Here is a 20,424-nt window from a genome sequence, read left to right as displayed (position 1 = left end):
GGAGTGATCATATGCTCGCTTTATTAGGATACTTGATGATAGTAGTGTTTATGATTTTAATTATGACAGGGCGACTTACAGCCATGATAGCTTTGATTGCAGTACCAAGTGCCTTTGCACTTATTGGCGGGTTTGGCGGTAAAATGGGTGAGATGGCGTTGGAAGGAATCAAAGACGTCGCGCCAACGGGAATCATGATTTTATTTGCGATCCTTTTCTTTGGCATTTTGATTGATGCTGGGGTTTTTGACCCGATCATCAATACGATTCTTAAGGTTGTAAAAGGCGATCCGGTGAAAATTGCCATCGGCACGGCAGTCCTGGCCTTGCTGATTTCCTTGGATGGAGATGGTACGACAACATATATGATAACGATTTCAGCCATGCTTCCGCTATATAAACGGATTGGAATGAGACCGCTAGTATTGGCCGGTATTGCTGTTTCGTCATCTGGAGTCATGAACCTTCTTCCTTGGGGAGGCCCTACAGCACGGGTAATGACCGCTTTAAAACTTGAAATGTCCGATGTTTTCACCCCTGTCATTCCTGCAATGATTGGCGGAGTCCTATTCGTCCTTTTCATGGCATATTGCCTGGGTAAAAAAGAAAGAAAGAGAATTGGAATCATTGAAGTCGATTATCGGGCTGTGGCACAGCACGCGGCTGCAACGGAAGATGCTTATCTTAAGCGTCCTAAATTGATAATATTCAATTACGCATTGACTCTTACACTTCTGGTTGCGTTGATTATGGAACTTATGCCTTCAGCAGTTCTGTTCATGGTAGGTTTCGCAATTGCCATTACGGTTAATTATCCGAAACTCAGTGATCAGAAAGAGCGTGTGGCAAACTATGCGGACAATGCTTTATCTGTAATTTCGATGATTTTTGCAGCAGGTGTCTTCACTGGAATCCTTGCCGGTACGGAAATGGTCGATGCCATGGCAAACTCTTTGATTCAGCATATTCCAGATCAAATGGGCGCACATTTTGCTGTCATCACAGCCATCATCTCAGCACCTTTTACGTTCTTCATGTCTAATGACGCATTTTATTATGGTGTGCTCCCATTACTTGCTAAAGCGGGAGCTGCTTATGGAATCGACCCTGCCCTGATCGGCAGAGCTTCACTATTAGGATTGCCCGTCCATCTATTAAGCCCGCTTGTTCCATCCACCTATCTATTGGTTGGAATGGTAGGGGAGGATTTCGGTGCATTGCAGCGCACTTTCCTTAAATGGGCATGCGGTTCGACGCTTGTCATGATAGTGGTATGTGTCCTATTGGGAATCATCCCACTATAAGATTCTAAAGAGTCCCGTTCGTCAAGTTGCGAACGGGGCTCTTTTCTGTCTGCATCAAGCGCTGAATAAATCTGGAAAAGTGAGATACATTATGTTTGTCTTCTCCTTCGCGACAAAGTTAGCTTTTTCTTTTATTGAATGCGGAAGGTACGTACCTTAAGATTAGAGGAAACTATATTAATATGAAGGGAAGGGAGCAAAATGGCTCACTTTAATATAAAAGTTGCAGTTCAAAAGTTCGGTAACTTTCTAAGTTCAATGGTCATGCCGAATATATCAGCTTTCATAGCATGGGGGCTAATCACTGCCCTATTCATTCCATCTGGTTTCCTGCCAAATGAAAGCCTTGCCAAAATGGTTACACCGATGGTTACGTTTTTACTGCCGCTTTTAATTGGGTATACGGGTGGTAAGCTAATCCATGACCACCGAGGCGGCGTAGTCGGTGCCATTGCGACAATGGGCGTCATCGTCGGATCTGACATCCCGATGTTCCTTGGAGCCATGATTATGGGACCGTTCGGCGGTTATGTCATCAAGAAATTCGATCAATTGATTGAAGGGAAAATAAAAGCCGGATTTGAAATGCTTGTTAATAATTTCTCAGCAGGAATTATTGGCGGCCTATTGTCCATTCTATCCTTCTTGGCCATCGGTCCTGCTGTAGACGTATTTACAGGCTGGCTTGTTGCAGGAGTAGATTGGCTTGTCGGTACAGGTTTACTGCCGTTGACTAGTATCCTGATCGAGCCTGCCAAGGTATTGTTCTTGAACAATGCCATCAATCATGGTGTACTATCACCAATCGGTGTAGAGCAAGTTAAACAAACAGGGGCTTCAATCCTGTTCCTTCTGGAATCGAATCCTGGACCAGGTATCGGCGTACTGCTTGCTTATTGCTTTTTTGGAAAGGGAACGGCGAAGAAATCGGCGCCAGGAGCTGCCATCATTCATTTCTTCGGCGGGATACATGAAATTTATTTCCCTTATATCCTAATGAAGCCGATGTTATTCTTAGCAGTCATTCTTGGAGGCATGAGTGGAGTCTTCACTTTGGTCCTTTTAGGCGGAGGATTGTTCGCTCCAGCATCTCCAGGAAGCATTCTTGCCATTACAGCGGTAACTCCGCATAATGCGGGAGCATATATTGCTAACTTTGCAGGCGTGATCGTAGCGGCCATCGTTTCATTCATCGTCGGTGCATTCATCCTGAAAACAGGAAAGCAATCTGAAGAGAATATTGAAGATGCCGCGAAAAAAATGCAAGAAATGAAAGGCAAGAAAAGCTCTGTTGCCGATGTATTCGCTTCAGATCCGGGTACGATGCCAGCAAACGTCAACAAAATAATATTTGCCTGCGATGCTGGGATGGGATCAAGTGCGATGGGGGCTTCGCTGCTTCGCAAGAAGGTGAAGGAAGCCGGATTGAATATCACTGTTACAAATACGGCGATCTCAAACATTCCTGCAGATGCACAAATCGTCATTACACAGGAAGAGCTAACTCCAAGGGCACAGAATAAAGTCCCTAATGCATATCATGTATCCGTCGATAATTTCCTATCGAGCCCTGAATACGATTCATTGCTTGCACGGCTTCAGGATGACGGTACCGATGAACTGCATGAAATCGTCGAAGATGCTGAAGAGAAGGTTCCCGGTGTTCGTGAACATTCAATCGAGCCTGGCATCAACGAGGAGGAGCAGGATGATAATGAATTGCTTCGTGAAGAAAACATCTTCCTTAATCAACAATTCGCCAATAAGGAAGAAGCGATCCGCTTTGCGGGAAGAGCTTTGGTTAATGCAGGTTACGTTAAGGAAAGCTATATTGAAGCGATGATTGCCCGTGATGAATTGACTTCAACCTATATGGGGAATGATGTAGCCATTCCGCACGGAACCGAGGAAGCTAAGAAAGATGTCCTTAAATCTGGATTTACCGTTTTACAAATTCCTGATGGTGTCGACTTTGACGGCCAAAAGGCAAGATTGATATTCGGCATTGCCGGCAAGGACGGGACACATCTTGAAATTCTATCTGGCATTGCAGTTACCTGCTCTGAGATGGAGAATATTGAAAAGATGGTTAAAACCACATCAGCCAGGGAATTGATGGATATTATAAATGTCGAAAATAATTAAATACTCTTAAAACAAGAATAGAAAAGCGTTTTACGCTTTTCTATTCAGTATTTTCTCGTGTTACTCCACCTGAAATGAGTTGGTAGCATGTATATTACTTCAAGGGAAAAATCAATCATAGAATTGATCATAAAAACTTCAGGAAAACATACAGCCTTATCCATTGCGACACAATTGAATGTTAGTGTCCGGACGGTTCAACGCGATCTGAAGTCCATAGAAAAAATCCTGCAATCATTTGAGTTGAATTTAACACGCAATACACATGAGGGCCTGTCCATCGACGGGAAGAATGAACAAGTCTTTCGGCTTGTACAGCACCTGATGGGCAATCATCCGATCGATCAAACGCCACAAGAAAGAAAGCTGCATCTCCTTTTAGCTTTACTGCAGGAAGAATCATATAAAACTCAAGTTCTTGCGGGGGATCTCGGTATAAGCATAACGACTCTTACAACCTATTTGGACGAACTGACTGAATGGTTAAAGAATTTTAATATCGTGATTACCAGAAAAAGGGGAGTCGGAATAGAGCTTGCCGGTACCGAAGAAAATAAACGGAAAGCACAGGCAGCCTATTTCTTGCACTTCTTTAATGAAGAGCTGATTGAAAGTTTATTTTTGCTGCAAGAAGGAAAATTTCCAGAAGCGAAAATCCTCGACTATTTCGATCCCGAATATCTTCTGGCTATCGATGGGGTGCTGAACTCAACTTTTAACCGTGTCCATTCCCGTTTGGCGGATAGCGGGTATATAGGGTTAATAGTACATATTTATGTAACCCTGCAAAGGAATGAAAGCCAATTTTTTTTGGAGAAGGACTTCAAGAAAATAAGCGAACTTTCCGATGAGAATAATCTCATGAATAAAATAGGCAAGGAACTCAGCACAAAGCTGGAAGTCTCTTTTACCATCGATGATATAAGCTACCTGGCAGCCATCCTTAAAGGGTCCAAGCTTCATGCGGCAGATGCCGTTCCATATGACAGTGTGTTGCTTGGTCAGTTGATAAGAAACCTGATAAAAGATGTTTCGGCACAACTGCAAATCGATTTGACCAAGGATTTCCCATTGTATCAGGGGCTCCTTGCCCATATGGAACCATCGCTTTTCCGGATCAAACAGGAAATGGGATTGTACAACCCCTTAACCGAAGATATTAAGCGAAAGTATCCGGTTCTCTTTTTGGCAGTGAAGACCAGTCTGGAAAAGGGATTCACAGAAATAAAAGAATTTCCTGAAGATGAAATAGCCTTCATCGTCCTTCATTTCGGATCTGCATTAGTGCTCCGGGAGGAAGAAATCTCAATAAGGGCTCTCATCGTTTGCCCGACAGGTATCGGTACATCGAAGATGCTTGCAAGCCGGATCAAAAAAGAAATAATCGAAATCGAGACTGTAGAAATCAAGACGATCAAAGACATCCAGCAGCAAGGCAGCCTGAAAAACTACGATGTGATCATTTCTACCGTCCGGCTTCCGTATATCGATAGTGATTATATCCTTGTATCCCCTCTTTTGAGTGAAGAGAATATATTGAACATCAGGAATTATTTAAGGAAGAATATCGAAAACTTCACGAAGAATAAGCGTTATGGCAGTCATTCAGCCCATAAGGATACCGTGACAAAAAAAGAGGATGGCGAATTGAAAGAAGTGCTGCAGGAATTGAAGTATGCCCAGCAGAGCATCGAGTCGATCATGGATAATTTCCGGTTTTATCGGCTGCCGCATCTGAAAGGACATCCAGAGATCATTGAAGAAATGGTCAGGATGGCAGAAGCGGAAGAACTGCTAATGGGTGCGGATGATGTGGTCGAATCCTTGAAGGAACGGGAAAAAAAAGGCGGTTTAGGCATTCCTGGCACTGGAATGGGCCTTTTCCATACGAGACATAAGAATGTAAAAGAACTGATATTCCAGGTGGCCCACCTGGATGAATATCGTCTGGTCAAAGGTATGGACGGAAATGACGTCCATATGAAAAATTTACTGCTGATGCTGGCACCTGAAGAATTAAGTGTGAAGCAGCAGGAAATCGTCAGTTTAATAAGTTCAAGCTTAATTGAAAGCAATGAATCCATCATGATTTTTTCATCTTCAGACGAAGAAATGATTAACAGAAGGCTGGAAGCCATATTTTTGGATTATTTATATACTAACTTGATAAAGGGATGATTGTAATGAAACAAGCAGTACATTTCGGTGCAGGAAACATTGGAAGAGGCTTTATCGGAGCGCTCTTTTCACAATCTGGATATCATGTGACATTTGTAGATATAGCTGATCAAATAATCGACCAGTTAAATGATAAAAAGCAATATCAAGTCAAACTGGCCACTGATCAACAAGAATCCGTCACAGTAGAAAATGTTTCGGGTTTAAACAGTTTAAAGCAGGAAGAGGAAATCATAAAAGCAATTTCCGAAGCAACCTACCTCACCACTGCTATCGGTCCCAATATTTTGCCTCATATCGCTCCTTTAATTGCAAAAGGGTTAGCGTCAAGAGTGAAGGAAACCGATGAAAAACTATATGTGATCGCTTGTGAAAACCAAATATCGGCAACAGACCTTTTAGAAGGCTACATTCTAGAAAACTTGGATCAAGATACAAAAGAAAAACTAACCGATAAAGTCTACTTCTTTAACTCAGCAGTCGATCGCATTGTTCCTATCCAAAATAACGAAGGATCACTCGATGTTTTGGTGGAACCTTATTATGAATGGGTCGTTGAAACGAAGGAAAGCATTCCTGCCGTTGAAGGGATGACCATTGTAAAAGAACTCGCTCCATTCATTGAAAGAAAACTTTTTACCGTTAATACAGGACATGCCGTAATTGCTTACCTCGGTTATCTCAAAAATAAAAAATCTACGATTGACCAGTCATTGGAGGACGCAGGCATTGTAGAGCAAGTCAAGAAAACCCTAGGGGAAACGGGCGCTTATTTAATAAAGCAATACGGTTTGGACGCAGATGAGCATCAGCAGTATATCGAAAAAATCATTAATCGTTTTAAAAACTCCTACCTGAATGACTCGGTGAATAGAGTCGGACGTTCACCGCTGCGTAAGCTCGGGCCAAACGACCGTCTCGTGCGCCCTGCCGTAGAAGCAAAGAAAGCCGGCCTTTCCTATACTAATCTGGCGAAAGCGATAGCGGCCGCTTTACTCTTTGATTTTAACGAAGATGAAGAAGCCCTTAAACTGCAAACGATGATCAAAGAACACGGTGTAGCGTCAGCACTTAAGGAAGTTAGCGGATTGGATGAAAGCAATGAAATAACAAAAGAGGTTGTCAATCATTACAATGCGTTGAAAAAATAAATAATTTAAGTTAAAAGCTCCTGAAATGAATTTTCAGGAGCTTTTAAAAATAGGAAAATTGTTAAAAGGGCTTATTGTGCTTACTATCGTGAATGAATGCGGTTTACAATGCTCAGAAGGAAATAATACAATACCAACTAAACCACTAAAGATAATTGACTACAGTGCAGGAATTTTATATGATAATACTGACTGACTAATCAATCGGGAGGTGAGAAAGAATTTCTACTCAAGAAAAGCCGGATAGAAGAGAGCAAATATTAGAGATATCACAACAACTTTTTGCTTCACTTGGTTATCATAAAACGAAGATTTCTGACATCGTTCGAGAGGCGGGCATTGCACAGGGTACTTTTTATTGGCATTTTAAAAGTAAAGAAGCTATTGCTTTAGAAATTATTCAACAAGGGCGGATCGGACTTCTGGAAGTAGTAGCACACGGACATCGGAAATCTCCTGGAACAGTTCAGGATGTTTTGAATTCCTCTGAAAAGTTATTTGTGGAGTTGTTTGATTTTTCGGAATCTAATCGATATATAATGGAAATGATATTCAAGGGAATTGATGGTGAAGGGTCACTTAAACAGGCGATCATTGATACTCGATTGAAGGTGGAAGAAGCTTTTGAGAATAATATTAAAAGAGCAATGGAGCTAAACATTCTACCGGAAAGGGATTCTGGTTTACAAGCTGCATTATTAATGAGTTTATTTGAAGGAATCCTATCTAGGTGGTTATTCGGGCCGGTCTCAGATGGTTCGCATATCCGAAGCAGAACAACGGCTGAGCTGGCTAAAGAAATGGTTAGATTCGAATTTTTTGGATTATTAGGAACATAAAAGGAGACAGATTATTATGAAGAAAAAATATTCATACCTTACATTAGTTTTATTAGTAGCATTTACTTTGATATTAAGTGCATGTGGTACGAAAGACGATAAGGCAAGCGAAAATAAAGAAAGCAGTGCAGATTTATTACAACAAATCAAAGATCGCGGAACCCTTAAAGTAGGGCTTATGGGTACATATCAGCCATACAATTTCTTAAATGAAAAAAAAGAGATGGATGGATTTGATGCTGATATCGCGAAGGAATTGGCCAAACGACTTGGAGTGGATGTTGAATTTGTTTCCCAAGAATTTTCAGGTATGGTAGCAGGATTACAAACTAAAAAATTTGATGCAGTTATCAGTCAAATGACCATTACTGATGAACGCAAAAAACAAATGGATTTTACAGAACCATATATCACAAACAATGTGAAGGTAATAGTTCAAGAAGATAATAATACGGTTAAGTCTGTAAAAGATTTCAAAGGCAAGAACATTGGAGTGGGGCTAGGAACTAATGATGAAACATATCTTCGTACAGAGCTGCTTCCGGAAGTGGGAGACTTTACGATTAAAACATATGATGACGTGATTACATCATTAAAGGATTTGGACTCTGGAAGAATCGATGCAACCATCAATAATATGTATGCGTTGAAACCAGTTGTAGAGAGTAATGGATTTAAGATCAAGGCTGTTGGTGATCCGGTTAAATCTGATAAAGCAGGAATCGCGATTCGTAAAGGCAATGAATCATTATTGAAAGAATTGAACAAACATCTAGCTGATATGAAAGAAGACGGCACATATAAAGAGATTTTTGTGAAATGGTTTGGGGAAGAGCCACAAGAATAAACCGATAGTAGTAGAAAGGATACAAGCAAATTTATGGATGTTATTTGGATTAACCTGCCATTTTTATTGAAGGGAGCATACTATACGCTCCTTATCACCATTATTTCAATGTTTTTTGGATCGATTATTGCTGTGATTGTGGCGGTAGCAAGATTAAAAGGTAATAAATTTATTAGATGGATGGCTCGTGCATATGTTTCCATCATAAGAGGTACGCCCACTTTGGTGCAAATTATTATTGTGTATTATGGACTGGCTGATTACGGCTTTAATCTTCAACCACTAACAGCGGCTTATATTGCGTTAAGTATCAGCATCGGGGCTTACCTTTCTGAAACATTGCGCGGGGCGATTCAATCCATCCCAAAAGGGCAATATGAAGCGGCATATGCATCTGGAATGACACCATATCAAACGATGCGCAGAATTGTTTTTCCGCAAGCGATTAGGGTAGCCATCCCGCCAGCTGGTAATACATTCATTGGGATGTTAAAAGAAACATCGCTTGTCTCCGTTATAACGGTTACCGAATTATTGCGATCTGCTCAATTATTAATTGCCCAATACTATGTGTACATGCCATTTTATTTAGCAATTGCACTAATGTATTGGATCATGAGTACAGGATTTTCCTTTGTGTTGGAAAGAATTGAAAAAAGGTTATCAATATATGACTAAGTATGGAGAGGTAGAATGATAAACATCAGTAACCTATCGAAGAGTTTTTCAACCTTAGAAGTGTTGAATGATATTAATTTACAAGTGAACAGCGGCGAAGTTGTTGTGATTCTTGGGCCGAGTGGTTCAGGTAAAAGTACATTGCTTCGATGTATAAATGGACTGGAAGAATTGACGAGTGGAACTATTGAAGTGAGCAACATTGTCGTTGATGCGAAAAAAAGTCATAAAGTGCGCAATAAACAAATTAAAAAGGTCCGTCTACATACGGGAATGGTTTTTCAACAATTCAATTTATACCCGCATAAAACGGTATTGGAAAATGTTATCGAAGCACTGTTAATTGTGAAAAAGTGGTCGAAAAATGATGCAGTGATAAAAGGGGAAACGCTGTTAAAAAGAGTAGGTTTGATTGATAAAAAAGATGTGTATCCTTCGCGATTATCTGGAGGTCAGCAACAAAGGGTCGCGATTGCCAGAGCACTTGCAATGGAACCGGATATCTTATTGTTCGATGAACCAACGTCTGCATTAGATCCAGAGTTGGTAGATGAGGTGTTGGCTGTAATAAAAGAACTCGTTCATGATGGAATGACCATGGCTATTGTTACTCATGAGATGACATTTGCTCAGGAAGTCGCTGATCGAATCGTCTTCATGTCAGATGGTGTCATCGTTGAAGAAAGTTCACCAGAGGAATTCTTTTCACAACCAAAAACTGATCGAGCCAAGAAATTTTTGAAGAAAATGTAGTTAATATAAGGAAAGCGGGAGGAATTATCATGAAAGTGGTAACAAAATGGAATGGCCAGCGTGCTTTCACAGCTGTTGGAGATTCAGGTTATGAAGTCAATATGGACGCAACACCTGCATATGGAGGCGAAGGTAAAGGGTGTACACCAACAGAAATGCTTTTAGCTTCCCTAGCTGGATGCATTGGAATAGATGTCACGATGATACTGAAACCTTATTTGTCATCTGTGGACAAGCTTGAAATTGAAACAGATGGTACGAGAAAAGAAGAATTGCCAAAAGGATTCACATCCATTGTTGTGACTTTCATAATTGATGGACAAGTGGACAGTAAACGAATTTGGAGAGCAATCGATCTAGGAAAAGAGAAATACTGTGCAGTATCGGATTCCTTGAAAGCCAATATCTCATTCCGGCTTATTTTAAATGGAGAAGAGAAAACGAAAGTGGTAACTGATCAGAACGAAGCAGAATAATATTTTTAACCTTTCAAAAGCGCTGTAGAGAAATCTCTACTGTGCTTTTGTGGTTTTTAAGGAAAAAAAGGGAACGAATAAATTTTAGCAAATTAAAAAAAAACTTGTAAATAGTAATCATTACGTTTTATAATGAAAGACAGCCAATACAAGAGTGACATGTAGATTTTTTTAAAGAATAAATCGTAATCATTTTGATTTATTAGACGAAAAGCACTGAAAGAATGAATTGAAAAAGGAGGATTCGTGCAATAAATAGAGAATTTGGTGCATTTTTTAATAATTTGGTGATATTGCAAGAGATTTAGAGCTGTTACTCAAGGGTTTAGAGCAAAAACTCGTGAATATAGAGCAAATCATCGTGAGTTTAGAGCAAAAACTCGTGAATTTGGAGCAAATACTCGTGAGTTTAGCACATTTACTCGTGAATTGATGTTTACTCTCGAGGAGGATTACATAGTTTGATTTCTGATAAGCATTCGGCGATGTGTTACGTCGTTTGTCATGATGGTAAAGCTGCAATCTAAATCGTAATCAATACGATTTTTTGTCGGCCAAAATAGTTGAGGTAATGGAGGAAATATATCGTGTTCAGGAAATGTATATCAATTTTTATTGTTTGTTTAGCATTCTTACTTTTGGCTGCTTGTTCCACCGAGTCTGCGAATGAAGTGGGAGGGGAGAAGGAAGTGAACTTGCTTTTTAATTTTGCGACTAGCTCGCTTGATCCGAATGTCGATACTAGTTATGTGTCACTAAGGGCTGGGATCACTGAGACATTGGTGCATCTCAATGATGAGGATCTGACCATCGAACCTTGGCTGGCGAAAAGCTGGGATAGCAAGGACGGTCAATTATGGAATATCGAGTTAAGGGAGGGTGTGACTTTTCAGAATGGAAAGCCGATGGATGGCAAAGCGGTGAAGGCTTCGTTGGAGAGGGCGGTGAAAGATAGTCCGGCGATCAAGAATGCCTTGCGCATTGAGTCGATTGAAGCGGACGGAAATGCGCTGACGATTAAGACGGAGGTTCCTTTTCCTGAGTTTCCTTCTGAATTGGTTCATCCAAATACATCGATTATTGACGTGAAGGAAAGTGACTATATAAACAAGCCGATAGGTACAGGGCCATTTGCCGTTTCGAAATTCATACCAGGTACGGCTGTTGAATTAATACGTTATGAGTCTTACTGGCATGGGGCCGCAAAGCTTGAGAGCGCCAGGTTTTCGTTTAATGAAGATGCCAATGCACGGTCTCTTGCCCTTGAATCGGGAGGCGCCGATATTGTTTTCCGTCCGGAAGTGGAAAGCCTGGAAAATTTAAAGGCGATAGATGGTGTGAAGGTTGAATCGACATCCACTTTCCGCGTCCATCAAATGACGATGAATTTGGAACGTAAAGCATTGCAGGACATACACGTCCGAAAGGCGATAGATGCCTTGATCGACCGTTCATCCATTGCGGATACGATTTTACATGGTCATGCAGAAGTGGCAACTGGGCCATTTCCATCAACATTCTCTTTTGCTCCGGACTATCCGAAAAAAGAGAATGGAATGGAAGCGGCTAAGGAGTTTCTTGATCAGGCGGGATATAAGAAAGTGGATGGTGTCATGCAAAAAGACGGCAAACCGTTAACGTTTACACTTCTTACATACAGTTCACGTGCCGACCTGCCGTTAATTGCCCAAGTTTTTCAATCGGATGCCGGCCAGTTGGGGATTGATGTGAAAATCAAGCAAATAGAAATCCCTGAAGAGTATATGGCTGCCAATCGCGATTGGGATTTAACGACCTACAGCAATTTAACGGCTCCGCGCGGGGATGCTGGTTATTATTTAAATGCTACTTACCATCCAAAGGGAGCCTTGAACTTCAGTGGGGCCGATGATGATCGCCTGACGTCCCTGATTGATGAGCTGAACGTAACGGTCGGACAGGAGAAGCGCTCGGATTTAGCTGAGGAGATTGCGATGTATGTGGATGAACAGGTGTATAATTCATTCATTTTACATCCGAATACACTTGTTGCTTATGATGCCGATAAAGTTGAAAACTGGATCACTTCTAGAAGCGAATACTACATGCTGACGAATGAACTGGATGTGAAGTGAATGTTGCGCATCTTAGTCCGGCGATTCATTGAGGTCGTGATTTTTGTCCTTGTAATTACATTCATCTCTTTCCTTTTTGTTCGGCTTGCTCCAGGGGACCCGGTTCTCTCGATACTTCAAGTGGATGATGTGTCGATCACAAACGAGCAAGTCAATGAGCTTCGTGAAGAATTGGGGTTCAATGATCCGCTGATAGTGCAGTATGGCGATTGGTTTATGGACTTTATCCAATTGGATTTCGGGCATTCCTATCTGACGAATCAGCCTGTGATGGAGATGATCATGAGCGGACTGCCTGCAACACTTGAGCTGGCGATTGGCGCATTGCTTGTCATGCTTGGTATAGCCATTCCATTAGGTTCGCTTGCTGCCTTGTACAGGGGAAGCTGGATTGATCAGATAAGCCGTGCCGTTTCTTTGTTGGGCGCAGCCATTCCTAGCTTTTGGCTGGGGCTGCTCTTGATAGATTTATTTGCGGTACGATGGGGGGCCCTTCCAACAATGGGCAGGGACGGATTTCGTTCTTTGATTCTGCCGTCAGTCACGCTGGGACTGGCCATCACAAGTGTGTACGTACGTTTGCTGCGTTCGAGTTTAATAGATTCCCTCAGTCATGATTTCATCAGGGCTGCCAGATCTAGGGGGATATCAGAAATACGGATATTCTTTGCCCATGCATTTCGTTATAGCTTGCCCCCGGTCATTACCGTATTCGGTGTCAGCCTTGGCAGCCTGATCGGCGGTGTAGTGGTGATCGAAGTGATTTTTGCCTATCCAGGCATAGGTAAGATGGTCGTGGACTCGATTCGGTCTCGGGATTATCCAGTCATCCAAGGGTACCTGTTGGTAATGGCCATCACTGTATTCATGGTTAATAGTGCCGTGGATTTATCTTATCGGTATTTAAATCCGGAGCTAAGACTGAAGGAAAGGAAGCATGGAAAATGGAGTTAGTTATCAAAAAAAAATCCAAAAGGCGTTGGAGAATGACAGTCCTTTTTACGGTGATGGCCACAGTCCTTGCTGTTACGGCTTATACCTTTCTTATTCTGGAACATGATCCGGCTCTGGTAAATCTGGGAGAAAGGCTACGGCCGGCAAGCATGGAACATCCGTTAGGGACAGATCATCTAGGGCGTGATGTATTGACACGTCTTCTGCTTGGCGCACAGCTGACGGTTGGCTACGGTCTCTTATCTTTGTTTGCCGCGGTTATCATCGGCGTCCCGTTCGGTGTGATTGCCGGTTTTAAAGGAGGTCTGATCGATCGGATTTTCATGCGAATTGCCGACGCGTTTCTCGCATTCCCTGATACGATCGTTGCCATTGTGCTTAGTGGTTTATTAGGACCAGGAATCGAAAATCTCCTGTTGGCGATCGTTCTAGTGAAATGGGTGAATTATGCCCGGCTTGTACGAAGTGCGGTGATCACCGAACGTCAGGAGGACTATGTCACAGTTGCTAAAATCAATGGATTAAGTTCATTTGGAATCATGCGGAAGCATCTATTTCCGCACCTTATCGGGAACGTGCTGGTCCTTTCTAGCCTTGATTTAGGAAAAATCATTTTGCTCATATCTTCCTTATCATATATCGGGCTCGGGGCGCAGCCGCCGGCACCAGAGTGGGGAGCCATGCTGAATGATGCCCGTCCATACTTTCAATCCAATATGTTGCTGATGATTTACCCAGGGCTAGCCATCGTATTTGTCGTCCTTCTATCCAACATGCTCGGTGATTATTTGCGCGATGCATTCGATGTGAAAAAGGAGGTGGAATCATGAGCATTTTATCCGTGAGGCATCTAAATATCATGGGGAAGCAAAATCATATCGTCAAGGATATTTCATTGGATGTGCAGAAAGGTGAATGGTTCGCACTTGTCGGACAAAGCGGGAGCGGCAAAAGCATGACTGCCATGGCAATATGTCAGCTGCTTGCACCCAATCTCCAAGCGAAGGGAGAAATATGGTACGGGGAAAAGAATTTATTAACGCTATCTTCCTCAGAAATCAGGAAGATTCGCGGAAACCGCCTGGCTTATATTTTTCAAGATTACCAGGGTTCATTTACACCGTTCCTTACCATCGGTAAACATTTCGACGAATATCAGCGAACACATTTGAACCTTTCCAAAAAGGAGAGGCGCAAGCAAGCGGTCAAGGCGCTCATTTCGGTGGGCCTGAATGAAGATATCTACAGCAGATACCCTTTTCAATTAAGCGGCGGGCAGCTTCAACGTGTATCCATTTCAATAGCCCTGCTGCTTGAGCCGGATATATTGATAGCGGATGAACCGACCACAGCCTTGGACAGTGTATCTTCATTTAAGGTCTTACAGCTGTTATCAAGGCTCCAAAAAGAAACCGGATGTGCGATCTTGTTCATTACCCATGATTTACGTCATGTCAGGAAGTATGCGGATCGCATTGCGGTCATGAAAGACGGGGCCATCATTGAGACCGGTGATAAAAATCAGGTATTGAATCATCCGCGGCACACTTATACGAATGAACTGATTCAATCATCACCATCATTGAGCAGAATTCCATTTAAGCTTGAAGGAGTGTCAGGATGAGTTTATTAGACGTACGCAATGTCCATAAAAGCTATGATAACGGAGTGGAAATACTAAGGAACGTGAATTTCAGCATCGAAAGGAAGGAATGCCTTGGATTAGTGGGAGAGAGCGGGAGCGGAAAAAGCACATTGGCAAGACTCATCCTTCAGGTTGAATCTTTTGACCAGGGCAGCATCCTATTTGAAGGAACGGCGCTGCAAAACAAAAGCGAACGCAGTTTAAAACCGTATCGTAAGAACATCCAGGCTGTTTTGCAGAATCCTGCATCGGCTTTGAATCCAAAACTAAGGATTAAAGATTCACTAATGGATCCATATCTTCAATTTGGAAGTCAGGTAAATCTGAAACATTTTACTTATACAAGTGAAGCGAACTTTATCGAACAGCTCCTGGAAACTGTGGAGCTTCCAAGGAGTTTTGCTGAACGTTACCCGCATGAGCTAAGCGGCGGACAAAAGCAGCGGGTGACCATTGCACGCGCAATCAGCATTGAACCGGCCCTCATTATATTGGATGAACCGGCTTCAAGCCTGGACGTTCTGTCTCAAGCGGCGGTGCTGAAATTGTTAGGCGGGCTGCGGGAGACTTTGGACATTTCTTACCTTTTTATTTCCCATGATCTATCGGCTGTACAGGAGATGAGCCAACGGATCATGGTGATGAAAGGGGGTGTTATTGTGGATTCTTTTGAAAAAGAACAGCTTTTTTGCAGCGATCGCCATTCATACACAAAAGAACTGATTTCGATGTTTGAATAATGAAGTTGTGTTTATTTGAGTTTTAAATCGTAAAGATTTCAATTAAGTTCTTAAGGAGGAAGTAGGGTGGCATGTGAGGAAGTCGGGAGAACGATTGCGGATTCTTTCATCATCAATTCAACCATTTATTACACATTTAAATAGTGACACCATATAACGAGTTGCTTTCGGCAATTCGTTTTTTTAGGTAAAAAAATGAATTCCAATAAACTTACTTGACATTATAAGCTTATGAAAATATAATTACTTACATAAAGTAACTGACAAAAGGAGAATTCATACATGAATAAAAATGATGCAGGTCAAGTTTTTTTAAGGGTGATTTTAGGTCTTACTTTTTTCATTCACGGCGTTTCAAAGTTTCAAGGGGGCATAGGAAATACGGCGGGATTTTTCGATAGCCTTGGCATTCCTGGCTTCATGGCATACATCGTTGCAGGAATCGAATTGATTGGAGGACTTGCGGTTATACTGGGTTTGGGAACACGAATCGTATCCGTCCTATTTGCGGTCATTATGGCGGGGGCGATTTTCACGGCTAAATTACCTGCTGGTTTTCTTGGAAACGGGCAAGCGGCGGGTTACGAACTGGACTTGGCACTGCTTGCCATGTCTGTCTATCTAGCGTGTGCAAACCGCACGGTTCTTTCTTTGGATCATGTGATTTTCAATAAAAAAGGGAAGTGACAATATGGATAAAAATTTTCATCAAAAACCGATTACCTATGTTGGCGAGGTCAGTATAAATGTATTGGATTTAAATAATGCCATTCTGTTTTATCAAGAAATCATCGGTCTTCAAGTATTGAATAAAACCGACCGGCAAGCTGTTTTGACGACAGACGGTAAAACCCCGTTGCTGACACTTGAGCAGCCTGCAGATGTGATTCCGAAAGAAGGGCGGACGACGGGCTTGTATCACTTTGCCCTTTTACTGCCAAGCCGTGCTGACTTATCGATTTTTTTACGCCATTTACTTCAAACGAAATATCCATTTGGAGCGGCTGATCATGAAGTGAGTGAAGCGCTGTACATTACCGATCCGGATGGCAATGGGATTGAAGTATACTCTGATCGGCCATCAACTGATTGGAGATGGGCCGGAGGGGAAGTCGCAATGGGCACGGATCCGCTGGATGGGAATGACCTTCTGAAAGAAAGCGATGGCAAGTGGAGCAAACTGCCTGCAGGTACCTTAATGGGGCATATACATTTGCATGTAGCGGATTTACGTAAAACGGAGGAGTTTTACATGCAAGGTCTTGGGTTTAGCGTCGTGAATCGATATGGTGGAGCGCTCTTTACTTCAACCGGTGGATATCATCATCACATAGGGTTGAACACTTGGAATGGCGTTGGCGCCCCTGCTCCTAAGGAAAATAGTGTAGGGCTAAACTGGTATACTCTCGTTTTTGCAGACGAAGAAGCGAGAAAAAAAGTAACCGAACAACTGAAAGGAATCGGGGCTGTCGTCACGGAAAAAGAAGGGTTTTTCGCTGTAACAGATCCATCAGGCAATGAGATTCATTTAATCGTCTAAATATTATAAATCAGAAAGCAATGGTGAGAGGATATGGGATTCTTAAGTAGATTATTTAGAAATAAAGAAACCGCGGCAGGGGAGAATGGAAAAATGACAAAAGTATTATTCGTAAAAGTGAACGATCGTCCTGCAGAACAGGCAATCAGCTCGAAAATGTATGACACCTTCTTAAAAGCATATAAAGAGACACACCGTACAGATGAAGTGACAGAACTGGATTTATTTAAAGAAGAACTTCCTTACTATGGAAATACGGCAATTACCGGTTTGTATAAACGTAACCAAGGTCTTGAACTGACAGCCGAAGAGGAAAAGGCGGCCGATCTGGTTGACCAATATTTAAATCAATTCCTGGCCATGGATAAAGTGGTATTCGCTTTCCCTCTTTGGAATGCAACGGTTCCTGCGCCGCTTATCACATATCTTTCCTATTTGGCACAAGCAGGTAAAATGTTCAATTATACGGCAGAAGGTCCTGTCGGGTATGCTGGTGATAAAAAAGTCATGCTATTGAATGCCCGCGGTTCTGATTATGCATTAGAAGGAATGGCTTCTGCTGAAATGGCCGTGAATTTAGTGAAAAATATCATTGGCCTATGGGGAATTAACAATCCGGATGTCGTGGTCATTGAAGGACATAATCAGTATCCGGATCGGACACAAAAACTCATCGCGGATGGTTTGGAAAACGTTGTAAAAGCGGCTGAAGCATTCTGATTGCGAAGTAAAATGAATAGAAGCAAAAAAAGGCCCTCATTATCAATGAGGGCCTTCAGACTGTAGACAAATTCGCAGAAAGTGAGTTTGCCTTGATCTACACGGCATTATTCGGCAGTTCACGCATTAATTCGACCTTTAATTCGACCGTTGAAGCATTAATTCGACCTACACGGGATTTAATTCGACCGTTGATGCATTAATTCGACCTACATGGGATTTAATTCGACCGTTGGGGCATAAATTCGACCCTTAATTCGATCGTTGAAGCATTAATTCGACCTACATGGCATTTAATTCGACCTACACGGGATTTAATTCGACCGTTGATGCATTAATTCGACCTACATGGCATTTAATTCGACCGTTGAAGCATTAATTCAACCTACATGGCATTTAATTCGACCTACACGGGATTTAATTCGACCGTTGATGCATTAATTCGACCTACACGTAACTTAATTCAACCGTTCACGAATTTTTTTAACCTTCACCTCACTATTCGGAATTTGGGCATTTATTTTAGGGTATACGCATGAAACCCGCTCGCTTTCCGCCGATAAACTAAAGGGCCCACCATATATATAATGGGGGCCTTCTTTGTGTTATTTGACCTGATACTTTTTCAAGCGGTATTGAAGACTTTGGCGGCTAATATTCAGGGCCTTGGCTGCTTTGGAGATATTCATCCCATGTTCTTTTAAAATCTTCTCCAAGTATTGCTTTTCAGTATGGGCGATATAATCATCAAGAGATAAGGTCGACTCCTGTAAATCTCCATTTTCATGATTTTCTTTTTTATCGGGACGAATGTCTTCCAAATGGGCTTTCTTCCTAAATAGAGCCGGAAGGTGGGTGATGGCAATCTTTGTATCGCCAGGTTCCATTAAATTCATGGCCCCCTCAATGATATGTTCAAGTTCCCTTACGTTCCCGGGCCAGTCGTAATCATAAAAAAGCGAGTAGACATCTTCGCTGATTCCTTCTATATTCAATTCGAACAGCGCATTGAATTTCTCGATGAAGGATTGCGCCAGCAGAGGAATATCCTCTTTCCGTTCACGAAGAGGCGGGATGAATAACGAAACGACACTTAATCGGTAGTATAAATCCTTTCGTAAATGATCATTTGCAATGGCATCTATCGGATCTTCATTTATCGTTGCAATGACCCTAACGTCAATTTTTTTATCCTTTGTATCCCCAACACGGCGAATCGTCCTTTCTTGAAGGGCTCGTAATAATTTTGCTTGCATGTTCGGATTTAATGAGTTGATTTCATCGAGCAGGATGGTACCGCCCTGTGCCTGTTCGAATAATCCAGGCCTTTCAATCGATCCGGTGAAGGCGCCTTTCTTTGTTCCGAAGAGTATTCCTTCAATTAGACTATCTGGCAGGGCAGCACAGTTTTGGCTGATGAAAGGATGTGTCGAACGGCTGCTGCCATTATGGATGCTTTGGGCGAAGAGCTCTTTTCCTGTGCCCGTTTCTCCGACGACGAGGATGGAGGATGCCGTTCTGGTCGAGCGCTTGCTCTTTTCTATGACTTCCAGGAAATTTTCACTCGTTCCGATGATGCTGTCAAACGTATATTTGGTATCGCCCTTATTTAAGATATTATCTTTAATGATTCTTTCCAGATTCGTTATATCCTTTGCCACTTCAATTGCTCCGATGATATTTTGCTTTTGATCCAAAATCGGAAACGTATTATTGATTGTTGTAATTTCCTGACCAAGATTATTGAAGTAGGTCTGCTTCGAGTTCTCGGTTGTCTTACCCGAATGAAGTGCCCTTATTAATGTACTCTCCGTTTCTTCCTTGAATTTAAAGATTTCGTGAATCTTCTTCCCTAACACTTCTTCTGAATCCATTCCTTCTATTTCTGCCATTTTCTTGTTATATACAATGGTCCGCCCTTTTATATCGATTATATGTATCCCTGTATCGATTACATCCACAAGCGAATAGAGGATGGATTGGAAACCATCTATTTTAATGATTTGATCTAAATTCATGAATGCCTCCCGTTTTTCTTCTTTTCTTAGAGCTATTGTAGAGGAATTGAAGTAAAGGCGCAAATAAAATTTGCACAGCAAGATAATTTTGCATCGAAGTGCAAAAATATTTTGCGGAAAAAGTGAAAAAACACTGTTTTTTATGGTTTTTATAGTTGGCATGAATCTTGCATTAATAAAAAGTGTAAGGTTAAGCGACATAAATAGGGATTAGAGCAAAAAAAGATGGCATACTATGTCAATTTTGCCCCAAAAGTGCTGAATTTCATTGCATATCTAATGAAATATCATTATTTTTTCAAAAAAATGAAAAGTTGGCACG

18 protein-coding genes and 1 pseudogene are annotated in these 20,424 nt (G+C 41.8%); 18 read left to right on the top strand and 1 reads right to left on the bottom strand.

Annotated features, from left to right (window positions below; translation table 11 throughout):
• The first annotated feature begins 11 nt into the window (after window positions 1–11).
• From ACIROD_RS07765 to ACIROD_RS07680, 18 genes and pseudogenes are all read left to right on the top strand, one after another.
• On the top strand, window positions 12–1,304 hold the full coding sequence (locus ACIROD_RS07765) for a CitMHS family transporter (protein WP_402939264.1): 1,293 nt from the start codon (window positions 12–14) through the stop codon (window positions 1,302–1,304).
• A gap of 201 nt (window positions 1,305–1,505) precedes the next feature.
• Entirely contained in the window at window positions 1,506–3,449 is a 1,944-nt protein-coding gene (locus ACIROD_RS07760) for a PTS mannitol transporter subunit IICBA (RefSeq protein ID WP_402939261.1), read from the top strand.
• Between the two features lie 87 nt (window positions 3,450–3,536).
• Entirely contained in the window at window positions 3,537–5,627 is a 2,091-nt protein-coding gene (locus ACIROD_RS07755) for a BglG family transcription antiterminator (protein ID WP_260358437.1), read from the top strand.
• Window positions 5,628–5,632: 5 nt separating this feature from the next.
• The gene (locus ACIROD_RS07750) at window positions 5,633–6,778 is read left to right on the top strand and encodes a mannitol-1-phosphate 5-dehydrogenase (protein WP_402939257.1); all 1,146 of its coding nucleotides are present in this window, start codon (window positions 5,633–5,635) and stop codon (window positions 6,776–6,778) included.
• Between the two features lie 221 nt (window positions 6,779–6,999).
• Window positions 7,000–7,164 (top strand): annotated as a pseudogene (locus tag ACIROD_RS07745) (TetR/AcrR family transcriptional regulator); the annotation flags it as partial.
• 90 nt (window positions 7,165–7,254) lie between these two features.
• A complete protein-coding gene (locus ACIROD_RS07740) occupies window positions 7,255–7,617 on the top strand; it encodes a hypothetical protein (protein ID WP_402939254.1) in 363 nt (120 codons plus the stop codon).
• Between the two features lie 16 nt (window positions 7,618–7,633).
• Entirely contained in the window at window positions 7,634–8,464 is an 831-nt protein-coding gene (locus ACIROD_RS07735; RefSeq protein ID WP_402939251.1) for a transporter substrate-binding domain-containing protein, read from the top strand.
• Between the two features lie 33 nt (window positions 8,465–8,497).
• On the top strand, window positions 8,498–9,142 hold the full coding sequence (locus ACIROD_RS07730) for an amino acid ABC transporter permease (protein WP_214770723.1): 645 nt from the start codon (window positions 8,498–8,500) through the stop codon (window positions 9,140–9,142).
• Window positions 9,143–9,157: 15 nt separating this feature from the next.
• Window positions 9,158–9,895, top strand: coding sequence for an amino acid ABC transporter ATP-binding protein (locus tag ACIROD_RS07725; RefSeq protein WP_402939247.1), 738 nt, complete (start codon window positions 9,158–9,160; stop codon window positions 9,893–9,895).
• A 29-nt stretch (window positions 9,896–9,924) separates the two neighbouring features.
• A complete protein-coding gene (locus ACIROD_RS07720) occupies window positions 9,925–10,371 on the top strand; it encodes an OsmC family protein (RefSeq protein ID WP_402939244.1) in 447 nt (148 codons plus the stop codon).
• Window positions 10,372–10,958: 587 nt separating this feature from the next.
• Window positions 10,959–12,485, top strand: a complete 1,527-nt coding sequence (gene nikA, locus ACIROD_RS07715) for a nickel ABC transporter substrate-binding protein (RefSeq protein WP_402939241.1) — start codon at window positions 10,959–10,961, stop codon at window positions 12,483–12,485.
• Window positions 12,486–13,439 carry a nickel ABC transporter permease gene (gene nikB / locus ACIROD_RS07710; protein WP_402939238.1) on the top strand — a complete coding sequence of 318 codons (954 nt, stop codon included), beginning with the start codon at window positions 12,486–12,488 and terminating at the stop codon, window positions 13,437–13,439. It abuts the gene before it with no gap.
• On the top strand, window positions 13,430–14,269 hold the full coding sequence (gene nikC / locus ACIROD_RS07705; protein ID WP_402939235.1) for a nickel transporter permease: 840 nt from the start codon (window positions 13,430–13,432) through the stop codon (window positions 14,267–14,269). The genes nikB and nikC overlap by 10 nt, the downstream gene beginning before the upstream one ends.
• Window positions 14,266–15,063 carry an ABC transporter ATP-binding protein gene (locus ACIROD_RS07700; protein ID WP_402939232.1) on the top strand — a complete coding sequence of 266 codons (798 nt, stop codon included), beginning with the start codon at window positions 14,266–14,268 and terminating at the stop codon, window positions 15,061–15,063. Before nikC ends, ACIROD_RS07700 begins: the two co-directional genes overlap by 4 nt.
• A complete protein-coding gene (locus ACIROD_RS07695; protein ID WP_101223097.1) occupies window positions 15,060–15,824 on the top strand; it encodes an ABC transporter ATP-binding protein in 765 nt (254 codons plus the stop codon). Before ACIROD_RS07700 ends, ACIROD_RS07695 begins: the two co-directional genes overlap by 4 nt.
• A 282-nt stretch (window positions 15,825–16,106) precedes the next feature.
• Window positions 16,107–16,511, top strand: a complete 405-nt coding sequence (locus ACIROD_RS07690; RefSeq protein WP_260358432.1) for a DoxX family protein — start codon at window positions 16,107–16,109, stop codon at window positions 16,509–16,511.
• A gap of 4 nt (window positions 16,512–16,515) precedes the next feature.
• Window positions 16,516–17,364, top strand: a complete 849-nt coding sequence (locus ACIROD_RS07685; RefSeq protein WP_402939227.1) for a VOC family protein — start codon at window positions 16,516–16,518, stop codon at window positions 17,362–17,364.
• Between the two features lie 33 nt (window positions 17,365–17,397).
• Entirely contained in the window at window positions 17,398–18,084 is a 687-nt protein-coding gene (locus tag ACIROD_RS07680) for an FMN-dependent NADH-azoreductase (RefSeq protein WP_402939225.1), read from the top strand.
• Between the two features lie 605 nt (window positions 18,085–18,689).
• Here the strand turns inward: ACIROD_RS07680 and ACIROD_RS07675 are convergent.
• Window positions 18,690–20,102: a sigma-54 interaction domain-containing protein gene (locus tag ACIROD_RS07675; protein WP_402939222.1), complete on the bottom strand. Its 1,413-nt coding sequence runs from the start codon at window positions 20,100–20,102 to the stop codon at window positions 18,690–18,692.
• Between the last annotated feature and the right edge of the window lie 322 nt (window positions 20,103–20,424).

Origin of the sequence: Peribacillus sp. NPDC101481 (assembly GCF_044767165.1) — a bacterium.
Classification (GTDB): Bacteria; Bacillota; Bacilli; order Bacillales; family DSM-1321; genus Peribacillus.
The sequence above is the reverse complement of the archived record's forward strand: the minus strand, read 5'-3'. Positions and strand labels throughout refer to the sequence as shown.

Coding starts and splice junctions, on each gene's coding strand:
- ACIROD_RS07765 (WP_402939264.1), top strand. CDS start 12: ATGCTCGCTTTATTAGGATACTTGATGATAGTAGTGTTTATGATTTTA.
- ACIROD_RS07760 (WP_402939261.1), top strand. CDS start 1,506: ATGGCTCACTTTAATATAAAAGTTGCAGTTCAAAAGTTCGGTAACTTT.
- ACIROD_RS07755 (WP_260358437.1), top strand. CDS start 3,537: ATGTATATTACTTCAAGGGAAAAATCAATCATAGAATTGATCATAAAA.
- ACIROD_RS07750 (WP_402939257.1), top strand. CDS start 5,633: ATGAAACAAGCAGTACATTTCGGTGCAGGAAACATTGGAAGAGGCTTT.
- ACIROD_RS07735 (WP_402939251.1), top strand. CDS start 7,634: ATGAAGAAAAAATATTCATACCTTACATTAGTTTTATTAGTAGCATTT.
- ACIROD_RS07730 (WP_214770723.1), top strand. CDS start 8,498: ATGGATGTTATTTGGATTAACCTGCCATTTTTATTGAAGGGAGCATAC.
- ACIROD_RS07725 (WP_402939247.1), top strand. CDS start 9,158: ATGATAAACATCAGTAACCTATCGAAGAGTTTTTCAACCTTAGAAGTG.
- ACIROD_RS07720 (WP_402939244.1), top strand. CDS start 9,925: ATGAAAGTGGTAACAAAATGGAATGGCCAGCGTGCTTTCACAGCTGTT.
- nikB (WP_402939238.1), top strand. CDS start 12,486: ATGTTGCGCATCTTAGTCCGGCGATTCATTGAGGTCGTGATTTTTGTC.
- nikC (WP_402939235.1), top strand. CDS start 13,430: ATGGAGTTAGTTATCAAAAAAAAATCCAAAAGGCGTTGGAGAATGACA.
- ACIROD_RS07700 (WP_402939232.1), top strand. CDS start 14,266: ATGAGCATTTTATCCGTGAGGCATCTAAATATCATGGGGAAGCAAAAT.
- ACIROD_RS07695 (WP_101223097.1), top strand. CDS start 15,060: ATGAGTTTATTAGACGTACGCAATGTCCATAAAAGCTATGATAACGGA.
- ACIROD_RS07690 (WP_260358432.1), top strand. CDS start 16,107: ATGAATAAAAATGATGCAGGTCAAGTTTTTTTAAGGGTGATTTTAGGT.
- ACIROD_RS07685 (WP_402939227.1), top strand. CDS start 16,516: ATGGATAAAAATTTTCATCAAAAACCGATTACCTATGTTGGCGAGGTC.
- ACIROD_RS07680 (WP_402939225.1), top strand. CDS start 17,398: ATGGGATTCTTAAGTAGATTATTTAGAAATAAAGAAACCGCGGCAGGG.
- ACIROD_RS07675 (WP_402939222.1), bottom strand. CDS start 20,102: ATGAATTTAGATCAAATCATTAAAATAGATGGTTTCCAATCCATCCTC.